This window comes from Massilia yuzhufengensis, assembly GCF_900112225.1.
Lineage (GTDB): Bacteria > Pseudomonadota > Gammaproteobacteria > Burkholderiales > Burkholderiaceae_D > Telluria > Telluria yuzhufengensis.
On sequence record NZ_FOLD01000002.1, the window covers coordinates 63,735 to 79,686 of the forward strand.

At 67.5% G+C, this 15,952-nt stretch carries 13 protein-coding genes; 3 read left to right on the top strand and 10 right to left on the bottom strand.

Translation table 11 applies throughout. From position 1 onward, the window contains the following. Window positions 1–57: 57 nt before the first annotated feature. The 7 genes from tssA to BM031_RS02240 form a co-directional block, all read right to left on the bottom strand. Window positions 58–1,035 carry a type VI secretion system protein TssA gene (tssA, locus tag BM031_RS02210; protein WP_091870537.1) on the bottom strand — a complete coding sequence of 326 codons (978 nt, stop codon included), beginning with the start codon at window positions 1,033–1,035 and terminating at the stop codon, window positions 58–60. Between the two features lie 9 nt (window positions 1,036–1,044). Next, window positions 1,045–3,675, bottom strand: a complete 2,631-nt coding sequence (tssH, locus tag BM031_RS02215; protein ID WP_091870540.1) for a type VI secretion system ATPase TssH — start codon at window positions 3,673–3,675, stop codon at window positions 1,045–1,047. A gap of 25 nt (window positions 3,676–3,700) precedes the next feature. Further along, window positions 3,701–4,171 carry a type VI secretion system baseplate subunit TssE gene (tssE, locus tag BM031_RS02220; RefSeq protein ID WP_091870542.1) on the bottom strand — a complete coding sequence of 157 codons (471 nt, stop codon included), beginning with the start codon at window positions 4,169–4,171 and terminating at the stop codon, window positions 3,701–3,703. A gap of 72 nt (window positions 4,172–4,243) precedes the next feature. Continuing rightward, entirely contained in the window at window positions 4,244–4,735 is a 492-nt protein-coding gene (locus tag BM031_RS02225) for an Hcp family type VI secretion system effector (protein WP_091870545.1), read from the bottom strand. Between the two features lie 31 nt (window positions 4,736–4,766). Next, on the bottom strand, window positions 4,767–6,266 hold the full coding sequence (gene tssC / locus BM031_RS02230) for a type VI secretion system contractile sheath large subunit (RefSeq protein WP_091870548.1): 1,500 nt from the start codon (window positions 6,264–6,266) through the stop codon (window positions 4,767–4,769). A gap of 1 nt (window position 6,267) precedes the next feature. After that, a complete protein-coding gene (gene tssB, locus BM031_RS02235) occupies window positions 6,268–6,780 on the bottom strand; it encodes a type VI secretion system contractile sheath small subunit (RefSeq protein ID WP_091870550.1) in 513 nt (170 codons plus the stop codon). A gap of 52 nt (window positions 6,781–6,832) precedes the next feature. Then, a complete protein-coding gene (locus BM031_RS02240; RefSeq protein WP_091870553.1) occupies window positions 6,833–7,423 on the bottom strand; it encodes a tetratricopeptide repeat protein in 591 nt (196 codons plus the stop codon). A gap of 197 nt (window positions 7,424–7,620) precedes the next feature. Between BM031_RS02240 and tssJ the strand changes: the two genes are divergently transcribed. The 3 genes from tssJ (at window position 7,621) to icmH (ending at window position 10,344) form a co-directional block, all read left to right on the top strand. Next, window positions 7,621–8,184, top strand: a complete 564-nt coding sequence (tssJ, locus tag BM031_RS02245) for a type VI secretion system lipoprotein TssJ (protein ID WP_091870555.1) — start codon at window positions 7,621–7,623, stop codon at window positions 8,182–8,184. Between the two features lie 61 nt (window positions 8,185–8,245). After that, the gene (gene tssK, locus BM031_RS02250) at window positions 8,246–9,586 is read left to right on the top strand and encodes a type VI secretion system baseplate subunit TssK (protein ID WP_370660030.1); all 1,341 of its coding nucleotides are present in this window, start codon (window positions 8,246–8,248) and stop codon (window positions 9,584–9,586) included. Then, window positions 9,583–10,344, top strand: coding sequence for a type IVB secretion system protein IcmH/DotU (gene icmH, locus BM031_RS02255; RefSeq protein WP_091870561.1), 762 nt, complete (start codon window positions 9,583–9,585; stop codon window positions 10,342–10,344). The genes tssK and icmH overlap by 4 nt, the downstream gene beginning before the upstream one ends. A 123-nt stretch (window positions 10,345–10,467) precedes the next feature. On the opposite strand, the gene BM031_RS02260 is transcribed toward icmH, so the two are convergent. From BM031_RS02260 to tssM, 3 genes are read right to left on the bottom strand one after another with little or no spacing between them, the layout of a single operon-like run. Further along, window positions 10,468–11,229: an OmpA family protein gene (locus BM031_RS02260; protein WP_370660031.1), complete on the bottom strand. Its 762-nt coding sequence runs from the start codon at window positions 11,227–11,229 to the stop codon at window positions 10,468–10,470. Further along, on the bottom strand, window positions 11,226–12,191 hold the full coding sequence (gene tagF / locus BM031_RS02265) for a type VI secretion system-associated protein TagF (protein WP_091870563.1): 966 nt from the start codon (window positions 12,189–12,191) through the stop codon (window positions 11,226–11,228). The genes BM031_RS02260 and tagF overlap by 4 nt, the downstream gene beginning before the upstream one ends. Beyond that, window positions 12,191–15,922: a type VI secretion system membrane subunit TssM gene (gene tssM, locus BM031_RS02270; RefSeq protein ID WP_091870566.1), complete on the bottom strand. Its 3,732-nt coding sequence runs from the start codon at window positions 15,920–15,922 to the stop codon at window positions 12,191–12,193. Before tssM ends, tagF begins: the two co-directional genes overlap by 1 nt. Window positions 15,923–15,952: the final 30 nt, after the last annotated feature.

Sequence of the window (15,952 nt, forward strand, 5' to 3'; positions counted from 1 at the left end):
TCCCCGCCCACCACCCGGAAGAAAATTTCATTTATTGCGTCTGGATGAAATTTTCTTTCAACCCTCCGCCTCGATTCCCAGCAAATCCTCCAGCCGCGCCAACGACGCGTCATCCTTGATGACCGAGCGCAGCCACGCGTGCAGCGGCTGTTCGCCCCAGCGCGCGGCCTTTTCGGCCAGGTAGGCCACCGGGCTGTGCGGCTCGGTGCGGCGGAAGAATGCGGCCACGCTGCGCAGCTGGGCCAGCGCCTGCTCGCGGCTGTGCAGCGGCCCCTCCAGCACCGGCACCGGGCTGCCCGCGGCCACCACCATCGGCATGGCGGCCGCCGCGCCGCCAACCGGCGCGGCCACCGGCAGCGAGGGCGCGACCATGTCGATGAAGTCGCGCAGGGCCGCGCGGCCGGCGCCGAAACTCGGGCCGTCGGCCCTGAGGCGCTCGTCGGCGACGTGCTCGAGCTCGGCCAGCGCGGCCAGGCAGTCTTCGGCGCCGCCCGCCAGCAGCTGGCGCGCCGCCTGCGTGGACCTGGCGCGGGCAACTTCGAGTTCGGCCACCGCTTCCGGCCCCTTCGCGCGCGCCGCCTCCCAGCCGCGCACCGTCACGCCCTCGGCCAGCGGGATGTCTTTCACCAGCGGCGCGATGCGGGCGGCGACCCAGGCCAGGTTGCCGATGCGGCGCTCATGTCCGTCTTCGTCGGGCAGCGGGTGCACGCTGTCCCAGTAGCGCGCGCACAGGCCGGCCAGCAGGCGCAGGCTGTCGGCCAGGCCCGCCAGGGCGCCGGTCTTGGTCGCCGCTTCGGCCAGCCAGACCGCCAGCTGCAGGTCCTTGCTGCGCGATTCCAGCAATTCGACGCAGCGGCGGGTGACGAACTTCCAGTCCGCTTCCTTCAGGGTGGTGACCCAGGCGCCCTGCTCGATCGACGGGTCGTCGGCCTGGCGCGCGCGGTTGATGGCGTCGAACTCCGGCGAGAACGCCAGGTCCTCGCCGCAGGGCCGGTCCATGGAAATCGGGACCAGCAGCTTGTCCAGGTTCAGCATGGCCGCTCCTTATTCGATCGCATACTTGAACTTGCCGGCCTTGGTCGCGCCCACCTTGACCCGCGCGATGCTGCCGCCTTCTGCCATGCGCGCCAGCACGCTGTCGGCGATCTCGGGCAGCAGCGTGCCATTGAGGATGTTGTCGACGTTGCGCGCGCCGGAATCGACCTCGGTGCAGCGGCTCAGCACCGCCGACACCAGCGCGTCGTCGTACTCGAAGCGCGCGCGGTGGTTGTCCATCACGCGCGCCTTGATGCGGTCCAGCTTGAGGCGGATGATATTGGTGAGCACCTCGTCGCGGATCGGGTAGAACGGCACCACCGCCAGGCGTCCCAGGAAGGCCGGCTTGAAGTGCTTCATCAGCTGTGGGCGGATCAGCTCGGCCAGCTGTTCGGGCGCCGGCACCTCGCTTACCGGCTTGTTCAGGCAGGCCGCCATCATCTGGCTCGAGCCCACGTTCGAGGTCAGGATGATGATGGTGTTGCGGAAGTCGATCTGGCGCCCTTCGGCGTCGTCCAGCACGCCCTTGTCGAAGACCTGGAAGAACAGCTCGAGCACGTCCGGGTGCGCCTTTTCCACTTCGTCCAGCAGCACCACGCTGTAGGGGTTGCGCCGCACCGCCTCGGTCAGCACCCCGCCTTCGCCATAGCCCACGTAGCCCGGCGGCGAGCCTTTCAGGCCCGAGACACTGTGCGCTTCCTGGTATTCGCTCATGTTGATGGTGACCAGCTTGCGCTCACCGCCGTAGAGGATGTCGGCCAGCGCCAGCGCGGTCTCGGTCTTGCCTACGCCCGAGGTGCCGACGAACAGGAACACGCCCTTGGGCTTGTTCGGGTCGTCCAGGTTGGCGCGCGCGGTGCGCACGCGCTGGGCCACGGCGTGGCTGGCGTGCGACTGGCCCAGGATGCGCTCGTCAAGCAGCGACTGCAGGTTGAGCACCGTGCGCATCTCGTCCTTGACCATGCGGCCCAGCGGGATGCCGGTCCAGCTGGCGACGATCTCGGCCACCGTGTGGCCATCCACCTGCACCGGCACCAGCGGCGACTCGCCCTGCATCGCGCGCAGGCGCTCGGTGAGGGAGCGCATCGCCGTGCCGTCCTGCGCGCGTCCGTCCTCGAGCGCCGTTCGCATCTCATTGATTTCCGCGGCCAGCGCCTGCTCGGCATCCCAGCGCCGCTGCAGGCCGATGCGCTCGTCGTCCAGGCTGCCGCGCAGCTGGCGCAGCTGCGACAGCTTGTCCTCGTGGCTGGCGCCGGCATTGGCCTCGCGCTGCAGCGCCGACACCTGGGCGTCGATGCGCTCGATCTTGCGGGTGCAGTCTTCCAGCGCGGCCGGGGTCGCGCTCTGGCCCAAGGCCACTTTGGCGCAGGCGGTATCGAGCACGCTGAATGCCTTGTCCGGCAGCTGGCGCCCGCTGATGTAGCGGTGCGACAGGCGCACCGCTTCCGTCACGGCGTCATCGTAGATGCGCACATTGAAGTGGCTTTCCATCAGCGGCGCCATGGCGCGCAGCATGGCGCAGGCGGTCGGCTCGTCCGGCTCCTCGACCTTGATCACCTGGAAGCGCCGGGCCAGCGCCGCGTCCTTCTCGAAATACTTCTTGTACTCGCTCCAGGTGGTGGCCGCGATGGTGCGCAGCTCGCCGCGCGCCAGTGCGGGTTTGAGCAGGTTGGCCGCGTCGTTCTGGCCGGCCGCCCCGCCGGCGCCGATCATGGTGTGGGCTTCGTCGATGAACAGGATGATCGCGTGCGGACTTTTCTTCACCTCGTCGATCACGTTCTTGAGGCGGTTCTCGAACTCGCCCTTGACGCTGGCGCCGGCCTGCAGCAGGCCCATGTCGAGCGTGTGGATCTCGACCCCGCGCAGCACCTCCGGCACGTCGCCCTGGGCAATGCGCAGGGCCAGGCCCTCGACCACGGCGGTCTTGCCGACCCCCGCCTCGCCCGTGAGTATCGGGTTGTTCTGGCGCCGCCGCATCAGGATGTCGATGGCCTGGCGGATTTCCGGGTCGCGCCCGATCACCGGATCGACCCGGCCATCGCGCGCGCGCGCGGTCAGGCAGGTGGTGTACTGGTCCAGCGCCGGCGTGGCGCGCGCCGCGCTGGCCGCGACTTCGCCGGCCGCGTCCCCGGGCATCTCGGCCTGTTCCGCCACCGGCTGCGCTTCCTGCGAGCCGCGCGTGATCTTTGCAAAGTCGTGCTTCAGGCGGTCGATCGGGAATTGGCGGAACAAGGGCGAGGCGCGCAGCGCCAGCTGCGACAGCGATGGCTCGGTCAGCAGCGCCAGCAGCAAGTGGCCGCTGCGGATCTGGTTCGGCTGCCCGTTGCCCAGCGAAGCGATCAGCCACGCATGCTCGAACAGCAGCGGCAGGTGGCGCGAGAACACGGGCGTGCGCGCGCTGCCGGTGGCGAAGCGCGCAATCTCCTTGCGCAGGTCGGTCTCCAGGCCCGTCAGGCTGATGTCGCAGCCTTGCGCGACCACGCACAGGTCGCTGCCCGGCTGCTCGATCAGGCCCAGGAACAGGTGCTCGATCTCGACCTCGTACTGCCCCATGCCGACGCAGATCGACGCGGCACGGGTGGCGGCGGCGCGCGTGGTGTCGTTGAGTTTGCCGATCAGGGTCTTGAGATTGATGTCCATCGTATCGCTTCCTTGTGGGTTGAAGTCAAGCGCGCCGGCTGGTGCGCCTGACGGCGTAGTGCAGCGACGAAGGCTGCAGCACCGCATTGAAGTTCACTGGCTCGGCCGTGGGCGACACGGCCAGCCGGGCATGGATGACGAAGTTGAGGCGGTTGACGCTGCCCGGGACCACGTCGAGCGTGGCCGTGACGTCGCGCAGGCGCGGTTCGTGGGCTTCGATCGCGTCCTGGATGCTGGCGCAGACGGCGGCACGATCAAGGCTGCTGGTGAGGCAGTAGCTGGCGAAATCGGCCAGCCCGTAGAGCAGGAGCGAGCCGCGCGCTTCCGGGTAGCCATTCAATATTGCCGGGTCGAAGGCCAGGCGCGTGTTGAGCAGCGCCTCGAGGTCGCGCGCCACGCTGTCCTTGAGCTGCTCGCAGGTGATGGGAGTGCCGGCGCAGGCGTCAGGGCGCTCGTCCATGAGGCGGTCCAGCAGGCCCGGCGTGAAGCCCTTCATGGTCTCTCCAAAAAAAGAAGCGCGGCGCCGCATCCTTGCGTGCGCCGCGCGGGGGCAAGCGTGCCGCGTGGGTCAGACCACCTTGTTGGCCGCCAGGTCCCAGCCGCCCGAGGTGTTACCACCGGAGCCGCCGCCGATCTTCTGCTGGGTGTACTTCCACTTGATCTTCGAGAACTTCAGGCCCACGTCTTCCTGGATGATGCTGCCCTCCTTCACGCTCGGTTCCACCGAGCCGATCAGGACGTTCTCGAGCTCGATCTCGAAGTACTTGACGCGGTCGCCCTGGCCATCGGCGCGCATGAACTCCAGCTTGGCCTTGGGGATCGTCTTGCCGGCCGAGCAGGTCTGCAGCAGGATCGGCGAGGCCAGGTCGGCCAGCTTCTTGAACTGGATCTCCTGGTGTTCGCAGCGTTCGGCGGTGTGGCCGCCCCCGGTCGAAGCAGTCGCCGAACGCGGCTGCTTCACGCCCCAGTCCACCGCCAGGCACTCGATCCAGTCCTTGTGCTTGTCGTCCATCGATTCGCCTTTGATCCCATCGATCTGCAGGTATACGTCAATTGCCATGTTCTACTCCATTCACGTTGATAAGGACTGCTTAAGCACTGGTCGACTGCGGCAGCTCCGCGACCAGACGGAGCGAAACGGACAGCTCGTCGAGCTGGAAATGCGGCCGCAGGAAGGACACGGCGCGGTACACGCCCGGGCGGCCCGGGACTTCGGACACCTGCACGCTGGCCTCGCGCAGCGGGAACTGGGCCTTCTGGTCCTGGCTGGCGTTATCGTCCAGCAGGACGTACTGGGTCAGCCAGCGGTTCAGGTAATCCTCGACGTTCGATGCGGCAGCGAAGCTGCCGATCTTGTCGCGCATCATGGCCTTCATGTAGTGGGCGATGCGCGAAACCGCGAAGATGTACTGCAGCTGCGAAGACAGCACGGCGTTCGCGTTGGCCGCCTCGTTGTTGTACTTCTTCGCCTTCTGCGCCGACTGGGCCCCGAAGAAGGCCGCGTACGAGGTGTTCTTGCAATGCACCAGCGAGATGAAGCCCAGGTCCGACAGCTCTTTCTCGCGGCGGTCGGTGATCGCCAGCTCGGTCGGGCACTTGAGCGCGACTTCCCCTTCGTCAGTCTTGAAGGTGTGGGCCGGCAGGTTCTCCACCAGGCCGCCGCCCTCCACGCCGCGGATCGCGGCGCACCAGCCGTAGTCCTCGAAGGCCTTGGTCAGCTTGGCGCCGAAGGCATACGCGGCGTTACACCACAGGTACTTCTGGTGGTCGCTCCCGTCCACGTCCTCGACATAATTGAAACCCTCGGTGGTCATGCCGTCGGCCGGATGGTAAGGCAGGCGTCCCAGGAAGCGCGGCAGGGTCAGGCCGACGTAGCGCGCGTCTTCCGATTCGCGGAAGGCCTTCCATTTGGCGTATTCGACCGTGTCGAACACCTTGGCCAGGTCGCGTGGTTTACCCAGGTCGCCGAAGCTGTCGATGCCGAACAGTTCCGGCGAACTCGACGTGATGAAGGGCGCGTGGCTGGCCGCGGCCACGTGCGACATCTGCTCGAGGAAGTAGATGTCCTCGGGCTGGCGCGAGATCTCGAAGTCGCCGATCAGGGTGCCGTAGGGGGCGCCGCCGAAGGTGCCGAATTCTTCTTCATAGACTTTCTTGAACATGCTGCTCTGGTCGAACTCCAGCGCCGACTGGAAGTCTTTCACCAGCTCGCGCTTGCTGGCGTTGAGCATGCGCACCTGCAGGTTGGCGCCCGTGGCGCTGTTCTTCACCAGGTAGTTCAGGCCGGTCCAGCTGCGCTCGAGCTTCTGGAATTCGGGCGCGTGCATCACGGCGGAGAGCTGCTCCGAGATCATGCGGTCCAGTTCCGCCAGGCGCGCGTCGATCATGGCCGACAGGTTGTTCGACATGACCATGGTGCCCTGCATCACCTGGGTCACCAGTTCCGAGATGATGTCGCGCGCGCGTTCGTGTTCGCTGCTGGACTTCGCCACCCGGCTTTGCTCGACGATCTGGTCGAGCAGCGAATCGTCGAGTTCCACCGAGGGCGCGGCCGCGGTTTTCTGTACATTGGTATCGAGGACTGCCGCCATCTCACGCCTCCCCTTCTTCTGTGCCCTGCTTGCGCAGGCCTGCGAGTTTCTCGGTATTGCCCAGCACCTCGCTCAGGATGTCTTCCAGCTTGTCGTTCCCGGCCAGCTTGTTGCGCAGGTCGGCCAGCTTGGTGCGCGCTTCCAGCAAGCCGCTCAGGGGCTTCACCTGGCGCACTACCGACTCCGGGCGGAAGTCGTCCATCTCCCTGAACTGCAGCTGCACCGCGAACTGCCCGCCCTCGGCCGACAAGTGGTTGTCGACCCGGAAGCTGGCCACCGGCGCCACCGCGCCCAGCACCTCGTCGAAATTGCTCGCATCGACGTTGACGAACTTCTTGTCCTTGAGGCGCTTCTTTTCCGCATCCGGGTCGGTGCCGAAGTCGCCCACCACGCCGACGACGAAGGGCAGTTCCTTGTTCTCGATGGCGTCGCCGATCTCGACGTCATACGTCATCTGCACGCGCGGCGCGCGCACTTTCTGCAAGCGTTTCTGCACGCTTTCACTCTTGGCCATGTCGACTCCAGGTTGCGGGGATGGGGACAGCCGGGGGCGCCGGCCGCGCGGATTATTTGAGGCCGCTGAACGGATCGTTGCTGCTGCTGGCAGCTTTCTTCTCGGGCGGGGCGGAGGCGGCGGTGGTGGAAGACGAGCGGACCCGCACCGGCGTCGTCTTGACCGCGTCGCCCTTCTTGAACAGGTCGTTCTCGCCGAGGCTGGTGCGCAGCAGCTTGGCCAGGTCCTGCGCCTCGCTCTTCACGTCGCCATTCAGGTTGTTCTTGCGGGTCAGGTCTGCCAGCGCCTTGCTGGCCACCCGCAGGCCGCTGACGGCGACGATGCTGTGCGCCACCGTATCGTCCGGGTCGCGTTCGAGCGCCTCGTGCGCGTTGGTGATCGCCTCGCCATACACGCCGGCGTTGAAGCGGATCTGCGCCATCTTGACCCACGGGCGCTTGTCGACCGGGTGGGCGTCGCCCGCGGCCTTGAGCATGGCGTAGGCTTTTTCTTCCTGTTTCGACGCGATGGCGATGTCGGCGTCGGTAAAGACCTGTTCCCCTGCGTTGGCGGTCGACTTGGCGACCACCTTGTCGGTCGTGGCGCACCCGGCCAGGGCGACGACTCCCACGATCATCAACGGCATCAAGCGTTTGCACATCATGCTGGCTCTCCACGACAGTTAAACCAGCCACCATTATTCGCATGCCGAGTTTCAGGAAATTGCGGACCGTCAAGCAAAGCCGAGTTCGCTTTAGTTCTCCCGTGGATGGCTTGCGCTTGCGCCCGATCAGGGCAGCCGCGCGCGGCTCCGGTTCAATCCGTGTTTGATCCTTCAATCGATGAATAAAGGAAATGGCGATGAGAACAGCTTTCTTGCTGGCAGCGCTGTGCTGCGCGTCCCTGCTGTCGGGCTGCGGCAGCAACGGGCTCGCCAGCGCGGCCCTCGAAGCGACCGGCCTGCGCAAGCCGCCCGAGCTGCTCGACTCCCAGAAGCCGCCACGCACGGTGCTGCTGCGCCTGCACGCCTCGCCCAAGCTCAACGTCGACAAGCGCGGCCAGCCGCTGGCGCTGGCGGTGCGCGTCTACAAGCTGCGGCAAAAAGAAGCTTTCGAGCAGGCGCCCTACTCCGCCTTCCTGAACCCGCAGGCCGAGCGCGACAGCCTGGGCGCCGACCTGCTCGAGGTGCGCGAGCTGATGCTGGTGCCGGGCCAGCAGCTCGAGCTGACGGAAAAAGTGAGCCGCGAGGCCGGCCACGTGGCGGTGGTCGCCCTGTTCCAGCGCCCGGCCGACCAGCGCTGGCGCGTGACGATGACCGCCGCCGAGGCCGAGCTCACCGGGCTGACGGTCGGGCTGCACGCTTGCGCGCTCACGATGGGCGGCAGTTCCCAGGCATCGATGCTTTCTTCTGTGCGCTGTCAATGAACGGCTTGTCGTTTCCGCCAAGCTAGGAATTTCTGGAGTCGAAGGCGAGGTCGATGTGAGCATGCCAGCGAAGCTACTGTGGGGCGAAGGATTGTTCTTGCGGCCCCAGCATTTCCAGCAGCAGGACCGCTACCACGAGGCGCGCCTGAACCAGACCGCGGCCGCCCTCCATCCCTATGCCTGGGGCGTGCGCAAGCTGGTCGTCGACCACGACGCCCTGCGCCACGACGTGCTGCGCGTGGAAGAGTTGTCGGTGCTGTTCCCCGACGGCGAGGTGGTCCGCGCGCCCGACGGCGACCCGCTGCCGCTGCAGGTGCGCCTGGGCGAATTGCCGGCCGGCCTGCAAAGCGTCACCTTCCACGCCGCGCTGCCTTCCCTGAAGGCCTGGGGCGAGAACACCACGCTCGACAGCGAGCTGCACGCCGACGCCCGCTTTTCCAGCCACGAGCACGAGACCCAGGACCTGTACACGCGCGCGGCCGAGGCGCCGATCACCTACCTGCGCAAGGCGCTGCGCCTGGTGGCCGACACCGAGCCGCTCGAAGCCTACGACAGCTTCCCGCTGGTGCGCCTGCGCCGCGTGCCCACCGGCGGCTTCGAGGCCGATCCGTCCTTCGTGCCGCCCAGCCTGTCGATCGATGCGGCGCCGGGCCTGCACCTGAGCCTGGCGCGCCTGATGGAAAAGCTGCTGGCCAAGGTCAACGCCCTGTATGGCCACATGCGCGAGCCGAGCAAGAACGTGATCGAGATCCGCGGCGGCGACGTCTCGGCCTTCTGGCTGCTGCACACGGCCAGCACCGGCTACGCCGCGCTGTCGCACTACCTGGGCCACCGCGACCTGCACCCGGAGCGCCTGTTCGGCGAGCTGCTGGCGCTGGCCGGCGGCCTGATGACGTACTCGCGCAGCTACCGGCTGGAAGACCTGCCGTCCTACGTGCACGCTGACCCGGGGCCGCAGTTCGCGCGCCTGGACGGCATCATCCGCGACTTGCTCGATACCGTGATCTCGGCGCGCTATTTCACGATCGTCCTGAACCGCGAGCGCCCGTCCTACTACCTGGGCGCCCTCGATTCGGGCCGCATCAACCTGCAGACCACGCTCTACCTCGCCGTGTCGGCCGACATGCCGGCGCTGCAGCTGGTGGACGTGGTGCCGCTGCAGTTCAAGGTGGGCGCGCCGGAAGACGTCGACAAGTTCGTGCTGTCGGCCCTGCCCGGCGTGAAGCTGGTGCACGCCCCGCAGGTGCCGGCGGCAGTGCCGGTGCGGCCCGATACCTATTACTTCATCCTGGAGAACCGAGGCATGCTGTACGAAACGATGCTCAAAGCGCAGGCGATCTCGATCTATGTCCCCAACGGGATCCGCGACCTGCGCCTCGAACTGGTCGCGGTGGCGGCATGAACGCCTTCGTCGAACGGCGCGTGGCGCCGCAACCCGGCGCCCGCGCGGCCCGCCCGCCGCAGCGGCTGGTGGACATCATGTACGAAGGCTTCTACGCCCTGTTCCTGCTCAAGAACGGCTGCGGGCCGCAGGACAAGGTGGCCTTCTCCGACAACATGACCGGCTTTCTCGCCGACGTCGACCGCAACGCCAAGGCGCTCGGCATCTCGGCCGACGACGTCACCGCCGCCAAGTACGCGTTCTGCTCGGCGGTCGACGAGATCATCCTGCGCTCGACCTTCGACGTGCGCGAAGCCTGGGAAACCCGGCCGCTGCAGCTGCGCGTGTTCGGCGACCAGCTCGCGGGCGAACACTTTTTCCACCGCCTCGAAGACCTGCGCGCCAAGGGCCAGGTGCATGTGGAAGCGCTGGAGGTGTTCCATATGTGCCTGCTGCTGGGCTTCCAGGGCCGCTACGCGCTCGACGGGCGCGACAAGCTCGATTACCTGGTGGCCCGCCTGGGCGACGAAATCGCCCGCATGCGCGGCCGCACCCGCGGCTTCGCACCCCACGCCGAGCGGCCGGACCAGGTGGTCAACCGGCTGCAGAGCGATTTGTCGCTGTGGGTGCTGGCGGCCGTGTTCATGGTGGCGGGGCTGGGGGCGTATGTGGGCTTTCGCACGGCGCTGTCGAACGAGACGGGGACGGCGATGGCGAAATATAACGACCTGGTGAAGTTGCCGCCGAAGGCGGCGCATGTGACCATCACGCTACCGTAGTTTTCGTGGGTTCGCGGTACGCTACCAAACTGGGTCCCGGCCTGCGCCGGGACGACGTGCTTTCATTGTTGGCCTAAAAACCGTCGTCCCGGCGCAGGCCGGGACCCAAGCTATTCCGCAACCCTACTGCACCACCTTGAACTCAATCCGCCGATTGCGCGCCTTCCCCTCCGGCGTCCGATTATCCGCCACCGGCCGATCCGGCCCCTCCCCCGACACCGCAATACTGTCCTGCGCAATCCCCTTCCCGACGATATAGGCTTTCACCGCCTCCGCCCGCGCCTGGCTCAGCGACAGGTTGCCCGCGCGCGAGCCGGCGTTGTCGGTATGCCCGATCACTTCCACCTTGACGCCCTTGAGCTTCTGCATCGCCTCGCTCATCTGGTCCAGCACCTTCATGCCCGCCTCGGTCAGCGCCGCCTTGCCCGATTCGAATTCGATGATCCGGTTCGCCAGCGCCGCATCGAGCACGCCCTGTTCCGACACCGCCACCCGCAGCCCGTTATTGACCGTATACGAAGAATTCAGGCTGGCGGCGATGTCGCCGGCGATCTGCTGGCGCTGGGCTTCGTTGGCGACGTCGCCGCGCAGGCTGACCTTGTTGCCTTCGACCTTGAGCTGGCCGCGGCTGACCAGCTTGAGGTTCGGGTTGATCAGCTTGGCCACATACTCGTTCCAGTTGGCCGGCGCCGCCACGGTGCCGACCGACAGCTGGTCGACCACGCGCGAAGCGCCGTAGACGATGCGCAGGCGGTCGAGCAGCGCGGCCTTGGTCGGCTCATCGGCCACGGTGCCGCTGACGACGATCGGCGCGTCCTGGTCGGCGCGGGCGGGGCCGGCCAGGCACACGAGCAGCAGCACGCTGAGTATCACGGGTGGTTTCACGTCGCAGCTCCAATGAAGGTCTTCATGAACATGTCGCGTGCGAGGCCAAGCGGCAGGTCGGCCTGGGCCAGGTAGCTGGCCAGCGAGCGCACGTCGGTATCGATATACAGCTGCTCGTCGATCCAGCCGGTGTCGCTCAGGCGTACCTGCTGGTCGGCGCCCACCAGCGGGTCGACCAGGGCGCGCAGGGTCGCGGCCAGCGCGGCGCAGAAGCCCACCACCAGCACCGGCCGGCCCTCCTGGCGGGTGATGAAGATCGCCAGGTCGAAGCTGGCGCGGCGCAGGAACGGCGCCACCAGCTGCAGCCAGAACGCGGCCACCGGGTAGCGCGCCTGCGCGTCGTTCGGCAGCGGCAGCACCAGGCTTTTATGCAGTTCGGCCGGCTGGCTGTGCATCACCGGCTGCAGCAGCAGACCGAGCGCCAGCACCATGCGCGCGAACTGGCGCTCTTCGAGCAGCGCGCCGAGCGAGCCGATTGTGCCGTTGGCCATCAGGTGCGACAGCGTCGGTTCGACCTCGCCCAAGGTCACGGCGGCGTCGGCGATGGCCTGCAGGTGCGGGCTCGGGTCGAGCTCGCACAACACGCGCGGGCACATCGACTCGAGGAAGGTCCACAGCGGCGCGAAGGCCAGCGGGCAGCGCGTCACAAACGCCGCCGGGTCGGCCACCGCATGCGTGCGCGCGGCCAGGAAGGGAAAGCGCCGCCCCGACTGGTCGTGGCTGGCCAGCAGGTGGCCGGCGATCGCATGCCGGCGCGCGGGCCCCACCAGGGCGAAGCTCACGGCCGGCATGGCGTCGTAGTTGATGCGCCAGCGTGCGTCCTCGGCCAGCTGCGTCATCACCTGGGCCAGCCAGCGGTCGAGCATGGCGATGGCGGCCGGGTCGTCGGCCAGCTTCACGAAGTCGGCGCGCGCCGGGATCTTGCCGAAGTAGCCGATCCGTTCCGAGGCGGGGCCGCGCATCACTGCCCCCCGCCGGTGGAGGCCAGCGCCGGCGCGTCCGGCGGCCGGCCGACGATGGTGGGCGGCAGGCGCAGCCCGCGGAAGCCGGCGCCCTGCTCGCCGCTGCCGTTGGCGGCCGCGCTGCTGACGATCTTCAGGTCCACCGTCACCGCCACGTTCTGGGCGCTCCAGCGCAGCTCGAACACGCCGCCGTCCTTTTTCTTCTTCTGGGCCGCGTCGATCATGCGTTTCAGGCCCGCCTGCCCGGGTTCATTGAGCAGCTCGACCGTGCGCCCGTCGAAGGTGACGGCGCTGATGCGCACCCCGGCCACGCCCTGCGGTCCCGGGTGCACCATATTGATCCAGACGGGGGCCGTGTTCTTGTACTTGAGCTGCTGGCCGTCGATGTCGAGCGTGTATTCGAGCGTGCCGGGCGCCGCCTGCGGCAGGATCTGGAACACCGTCTGCGGGCCGCTGCTGGTCGCTACGCCCTTGGACGACAGCGGTGCGATCCAGCCCGGGAAGCCCGACACCGCCTGGGGCGCGAGCGTGATGCCGATGTCGGCCCAGGTGCGCGGCGCCAGCACCCCGCCGCGGCTGACCACCAGCGGCCCCATGGCGGTATTGACGAACTTCGCCACTTCGCCTTGCGGCCCGAAGATCTGGCCGATCTCGTCGGCGGTGGCTTCGACGTTGCCGCCGGCGGCGAACGGGTACTTGGTGGCGAGAAGGCGCTGGAAGGGTTCGACCACCTGCAACTGCCAGGTCTTGTTGATCTCGGCCTCGGAGGGCAGCACGATCATGGCGAAGGTCTGGATCAAGGGGCGCACCAGCAGCGGGCGCAGGGCCTGCTTCTGGCTGTCGGTCATCCCGGTGAGCATCTGCTCGTCGACGTAGCGCAGTGCGTCGGCCAGCTCGGAGCCGCTGCCTTCCAGGGTCTGCTGCATGAACTGCTTGGCGCCGGGGCCGGGGTCGCCCTGGTTTTTCAACGCGTTGAGGCGGGTGCGCAGTTTCGACAGGGCGTCGAGGTAGCCTGTCATGAGCGAGGCATCCTTTTCCTTGACCCCGACCAGGCGCGCCACGCCGGCGAACTCGCGCCCGATCGGGCCGGCGCCGCTTTGCCCGCCCAGCAGCGCCGCCGGGTCGATCGCGTTGGCCAGGGTGCGCGCATCCGACGGCGCGCGGCGCAGGATTTTTTCCTTGAACCAGTCGGCGAACCCACGCTCGGTCTGGCTCGACCCCGCCCCCGCCGCACCGGGGTTATCCCACACGGTTTCGTCGTAGATGAAGCGCAGCAGCTTGGCGATCGGCGAGGTTTGCGGGTCGCCCAGGCGGTTCATGGCCTGCACGCTGCCGTCGAAACCCTTCAGGTCGGCGATCGCCACGCCCTGCACGAATTTCAGCCACTCGCGCGCATACTCGGCCTTGTACAGGTCGATCAGCGCCTTTTGCACCTGTTCCGGGCTGCCTTCCAGCGTCAGGTCGTCCTTCGAGACGGTTTTCAGGACCCAGTCGGCGCTTTTCGCCTCGCTGTTGGAGGCGTCGCGGATGGCGCCCAGCACGAACTCCTTCCAGGCCTGACGGGTGAAGGCCCCGGAGACCGCATGGCTGCCGGCCACCAGGTTCTGGTCCTGTTCGCCGACGATGCGCGCCACCGTCACCGCCGGGAAGCGGGTCGAGGCGCGGGTCTTGATGTCGTTGTACACGCGCTCGCGGGCCGGAGTGCCGCGCACCACGCGGCGCAGGTGCTCGCGGGTGCTGTCCAGGAGGCTGAGCTTGAGCGTCATCTGCGGCCAGGCCGGGTCGTTCACCTGCGACAGGTGGAAGGTCAGCAGGCGTTCGGCGCTGCGGATCATCTGCTCGCGCGGCATGTTGCCGCGGTTGGCGTCGAGCCAGGTGCGCCAGTAGCGGGTCAGCTGGTCGTTCAGGTGGCCAGGCTCGGCGTGCGATTTATCGCCCAGCATCAGGTAGGTCTTGAGGGCGTTGTAGGCGTCGGCCACGCTGGTGGCGGACACGCTCTGGTAAGGCTGGCCGGCCGGGGCTGGTGCGGCGGCCGGCGCCGCATCCGGCGCGGCCGTGGGCGCCAGCTGGAAAGCGTTGGCGTTGACCTCGGCCAGCATGGCTTCCAGCGCCGCCGTCACCGGCTCCACCATCACCGCCCGCACGCCGGCAAAGTATTCGTCGCGCAGCTTGCGCTCCAGCGCTTCGCCCTGGTACAGCCCGAAAGCCAGCGCCCACGGCTGGTCTTCGCGGTACTTGTCCAGTTGCTCGATGCGGTCTTGCAGGATGTCGAGCGCTTCCAGGCGCGACTGCAGGTCGGTGCGCCCGAGCTGCAGCCGGGTCGCCTTGTCGAGATCGGTCTGGACATTGGCCACCAGCTGGCGGTTGCCCATGTAGGACCAGCTCCAGCCGCCCAGCGCGCAGCCGAGCAGGATGGTGGCCCCGAAAAAGGCCGCCACCTTCCAGCGCGCGCTCGACGGATTGGTGTAGCGCTTGACCAGCTCGCGGTCGGCGAAGATCACCTTGCGGAACAAATCGAGCAGGAAGTAACCGGACTGCTCGGCGACCTCTTCCCCTTTCTGCTCGCGCAGCGCCAGGTCGAAGCGGCTGGCCACGCGCTTGCTCGACAAGTCCTGCACGCTGCCTTCCTGCAGCGCGCTGGTGAAGTAGAAGCCGCGGAACACCGGCTTGAACTGGTAGGTGTTTTCTTCGAACAGGGTCGAGAGGAAGGCGCGCAGCGGCGTCTTGATGGCCGCGAATTCGAGCGGGAAGGTGAACACGCCGGGCCGCATCTGGGTGCTGCGGTTGGCGCCCATATTGGCCAGGCTCATCTCCTTGAGGCCGTCGTAGAGCTCGTCGAAATGCTCGTCGAAGAAGCCCAGCACGTCCTGGGGCGCGCTGCGGCGGTTGTAGCGCAGGGTCGCGCCCCAGATGCGTTCGCGCTCGGTGCGCTCGGTCTCGGCGAAGAAATCGGTAAAGCCGGCCACCAGGTCGGCCTTGGTGAACACCACATAGACCGGCGCGTGCACGCCCAGGCGTTCGGTCAGTTCCTGCACCCGCGTGCGCAGGCTCTTGGCCAGTTCGTGCGAGGCGCTGGTGGGGCCGGCCACCAGTTCGGCCACGCTCACCGCGATCAGGATGCCGTTGATGGGCGCGCGTGAACGGTGTTTCTTCAGCAGGTCGAGGAAGCTGAACCACTCTTCGCGGTCGGTGTCCTGTACCGAATAGCGGCCCGCGGTATCGAGCAGGATGCCGTCGGTGGTGAAGAACCAGTCGCAGTTGCGCGTGCCGCCCACGCCCTGCAGCGCCTTGTTGCCGGGGATCGGGAACGTCAAGCCGGAGCGCGCCACCGCGCTGCTCTTGCCCGCCGCCGGGTTCCCGATGATCATGTACCAGGGCAGCTCGTAGAGCGCCGCCGCGCCGCGCGTGAGGCCCAGCTTCGAGGTCTTGATGGTGGCGATCGCCTCGAGCATGTTCTTGCGCAGCACCGCCACGTCGCCGGTAGCGCCGGGGCCCTGGTCCTCGCCCGGAATGATGGCCTCGCCCAATTGTTTCGCCATGCGCCCGCGGATATGGCGCCGCACGCCCCACCCCACGCCCCAGAGCGCGAGCAGCAGGAGCCCGGCGATCAGGCCCCAGATCAGGTCAATGCCGATCAGGTCGGCGCCGATGAAGAGGCAAGCCGCAAGCGCGGCGATGCCGATCGCGACCAGCACGCGGCTGTCGGTCAGTAACTGCCAGATTCGGGCCATGGCGGGAGCAGGATGGTGGGTTGTAGGAAT

What these genes read in the sequence shown, in the direction of transcription:
- tssA (WP_091870537.1), bottom strand. Translation starts at nt 1,035, where the DNA reads ATGCTGAACCTGGACAAGCTGCTGGTCCCGATTTCCATGGACCGGCCC.
- tssH (WP_091870540.1), bottom strand. Translation starts at nt 3,675, where the DNA reads ATGGACATCAATCTCAAGACCCTGATCGGCAAACTCAACGACACCACG.
- tssE (WP_091870542.1), bottom strand. Translation starts at nt 4,171, where the DNA reads ATGAAGGGCTTCACGCCGGGCCTGCTGGACCGCCTCATGGACGAGCGC.
- BM031_RS02225 (WP_091870545.1), bottom strand. Translation starts at nt 4,735, where the DNA reads ATGGCAATTGACGTATACCTGCAGATCGATGGGATCAAAGGCGAATCG.
- tssC (WP_091870548.1), bottom strand. Translation starts at nt 6,266, where the DNA reads ATGGCGGCAGTCCTCGATACCAATGTACAGAAAACCGCGGCCGCGCCC.
- tssB (WP_091870550.1), bottom strand. Translation starts at nt 6,780, where the DNA reads ATGGCCAAGAGTGAAAGCGTGCAGAAACGCTTGCAGAAAGTGCGCGCG.
- BM031_RS02240 (WP_091870553.1), bottom strand. Translation starts at nt 7,423, where the DNA reads ATGATGTGCAAACGCTTGATGCCGTTGATGATCGTGGGAGTCGTCGCC.
- tssJ (WP_091870555.1), top strand. Translation starts at nt 7,621, where the DNA reads ATGAGAACAGCTTTCTTGCTGGCAGCGCTGTGCTGCGCGTCCCTGCTG.
- tssK (WP_370660030.1), top strand. Translation starts at nt 8,246, where the DNA reads ATGCCAGCGAAGCTACTGTGGGGCGAAGGATTGTTCTTGCGGCCCCAG.
- icmH (WP_091870561.1), top strand. Translation starts at nt 9,583, where the DNA reads ATGAACGCCTTCGTCGAACGGCGCGTGGCGCCGCAACCCGGCGCCCGC.
- tagF (WP_091870563.1), bottom strand. Translation starts at nt 12,191, where the DNA reads ATGCGCGGCCCCGCCTCGGAACGGATCGGCTACTTCGGCAAGATCCCG.
- tssM (WP_091870566.1), bottom strand. Translation starts at nt 15,922, where the DNA reads ATGGCCCGAATCTGGCAGTTACTGACCGACAGCCGCGTGCTGGTCGCG.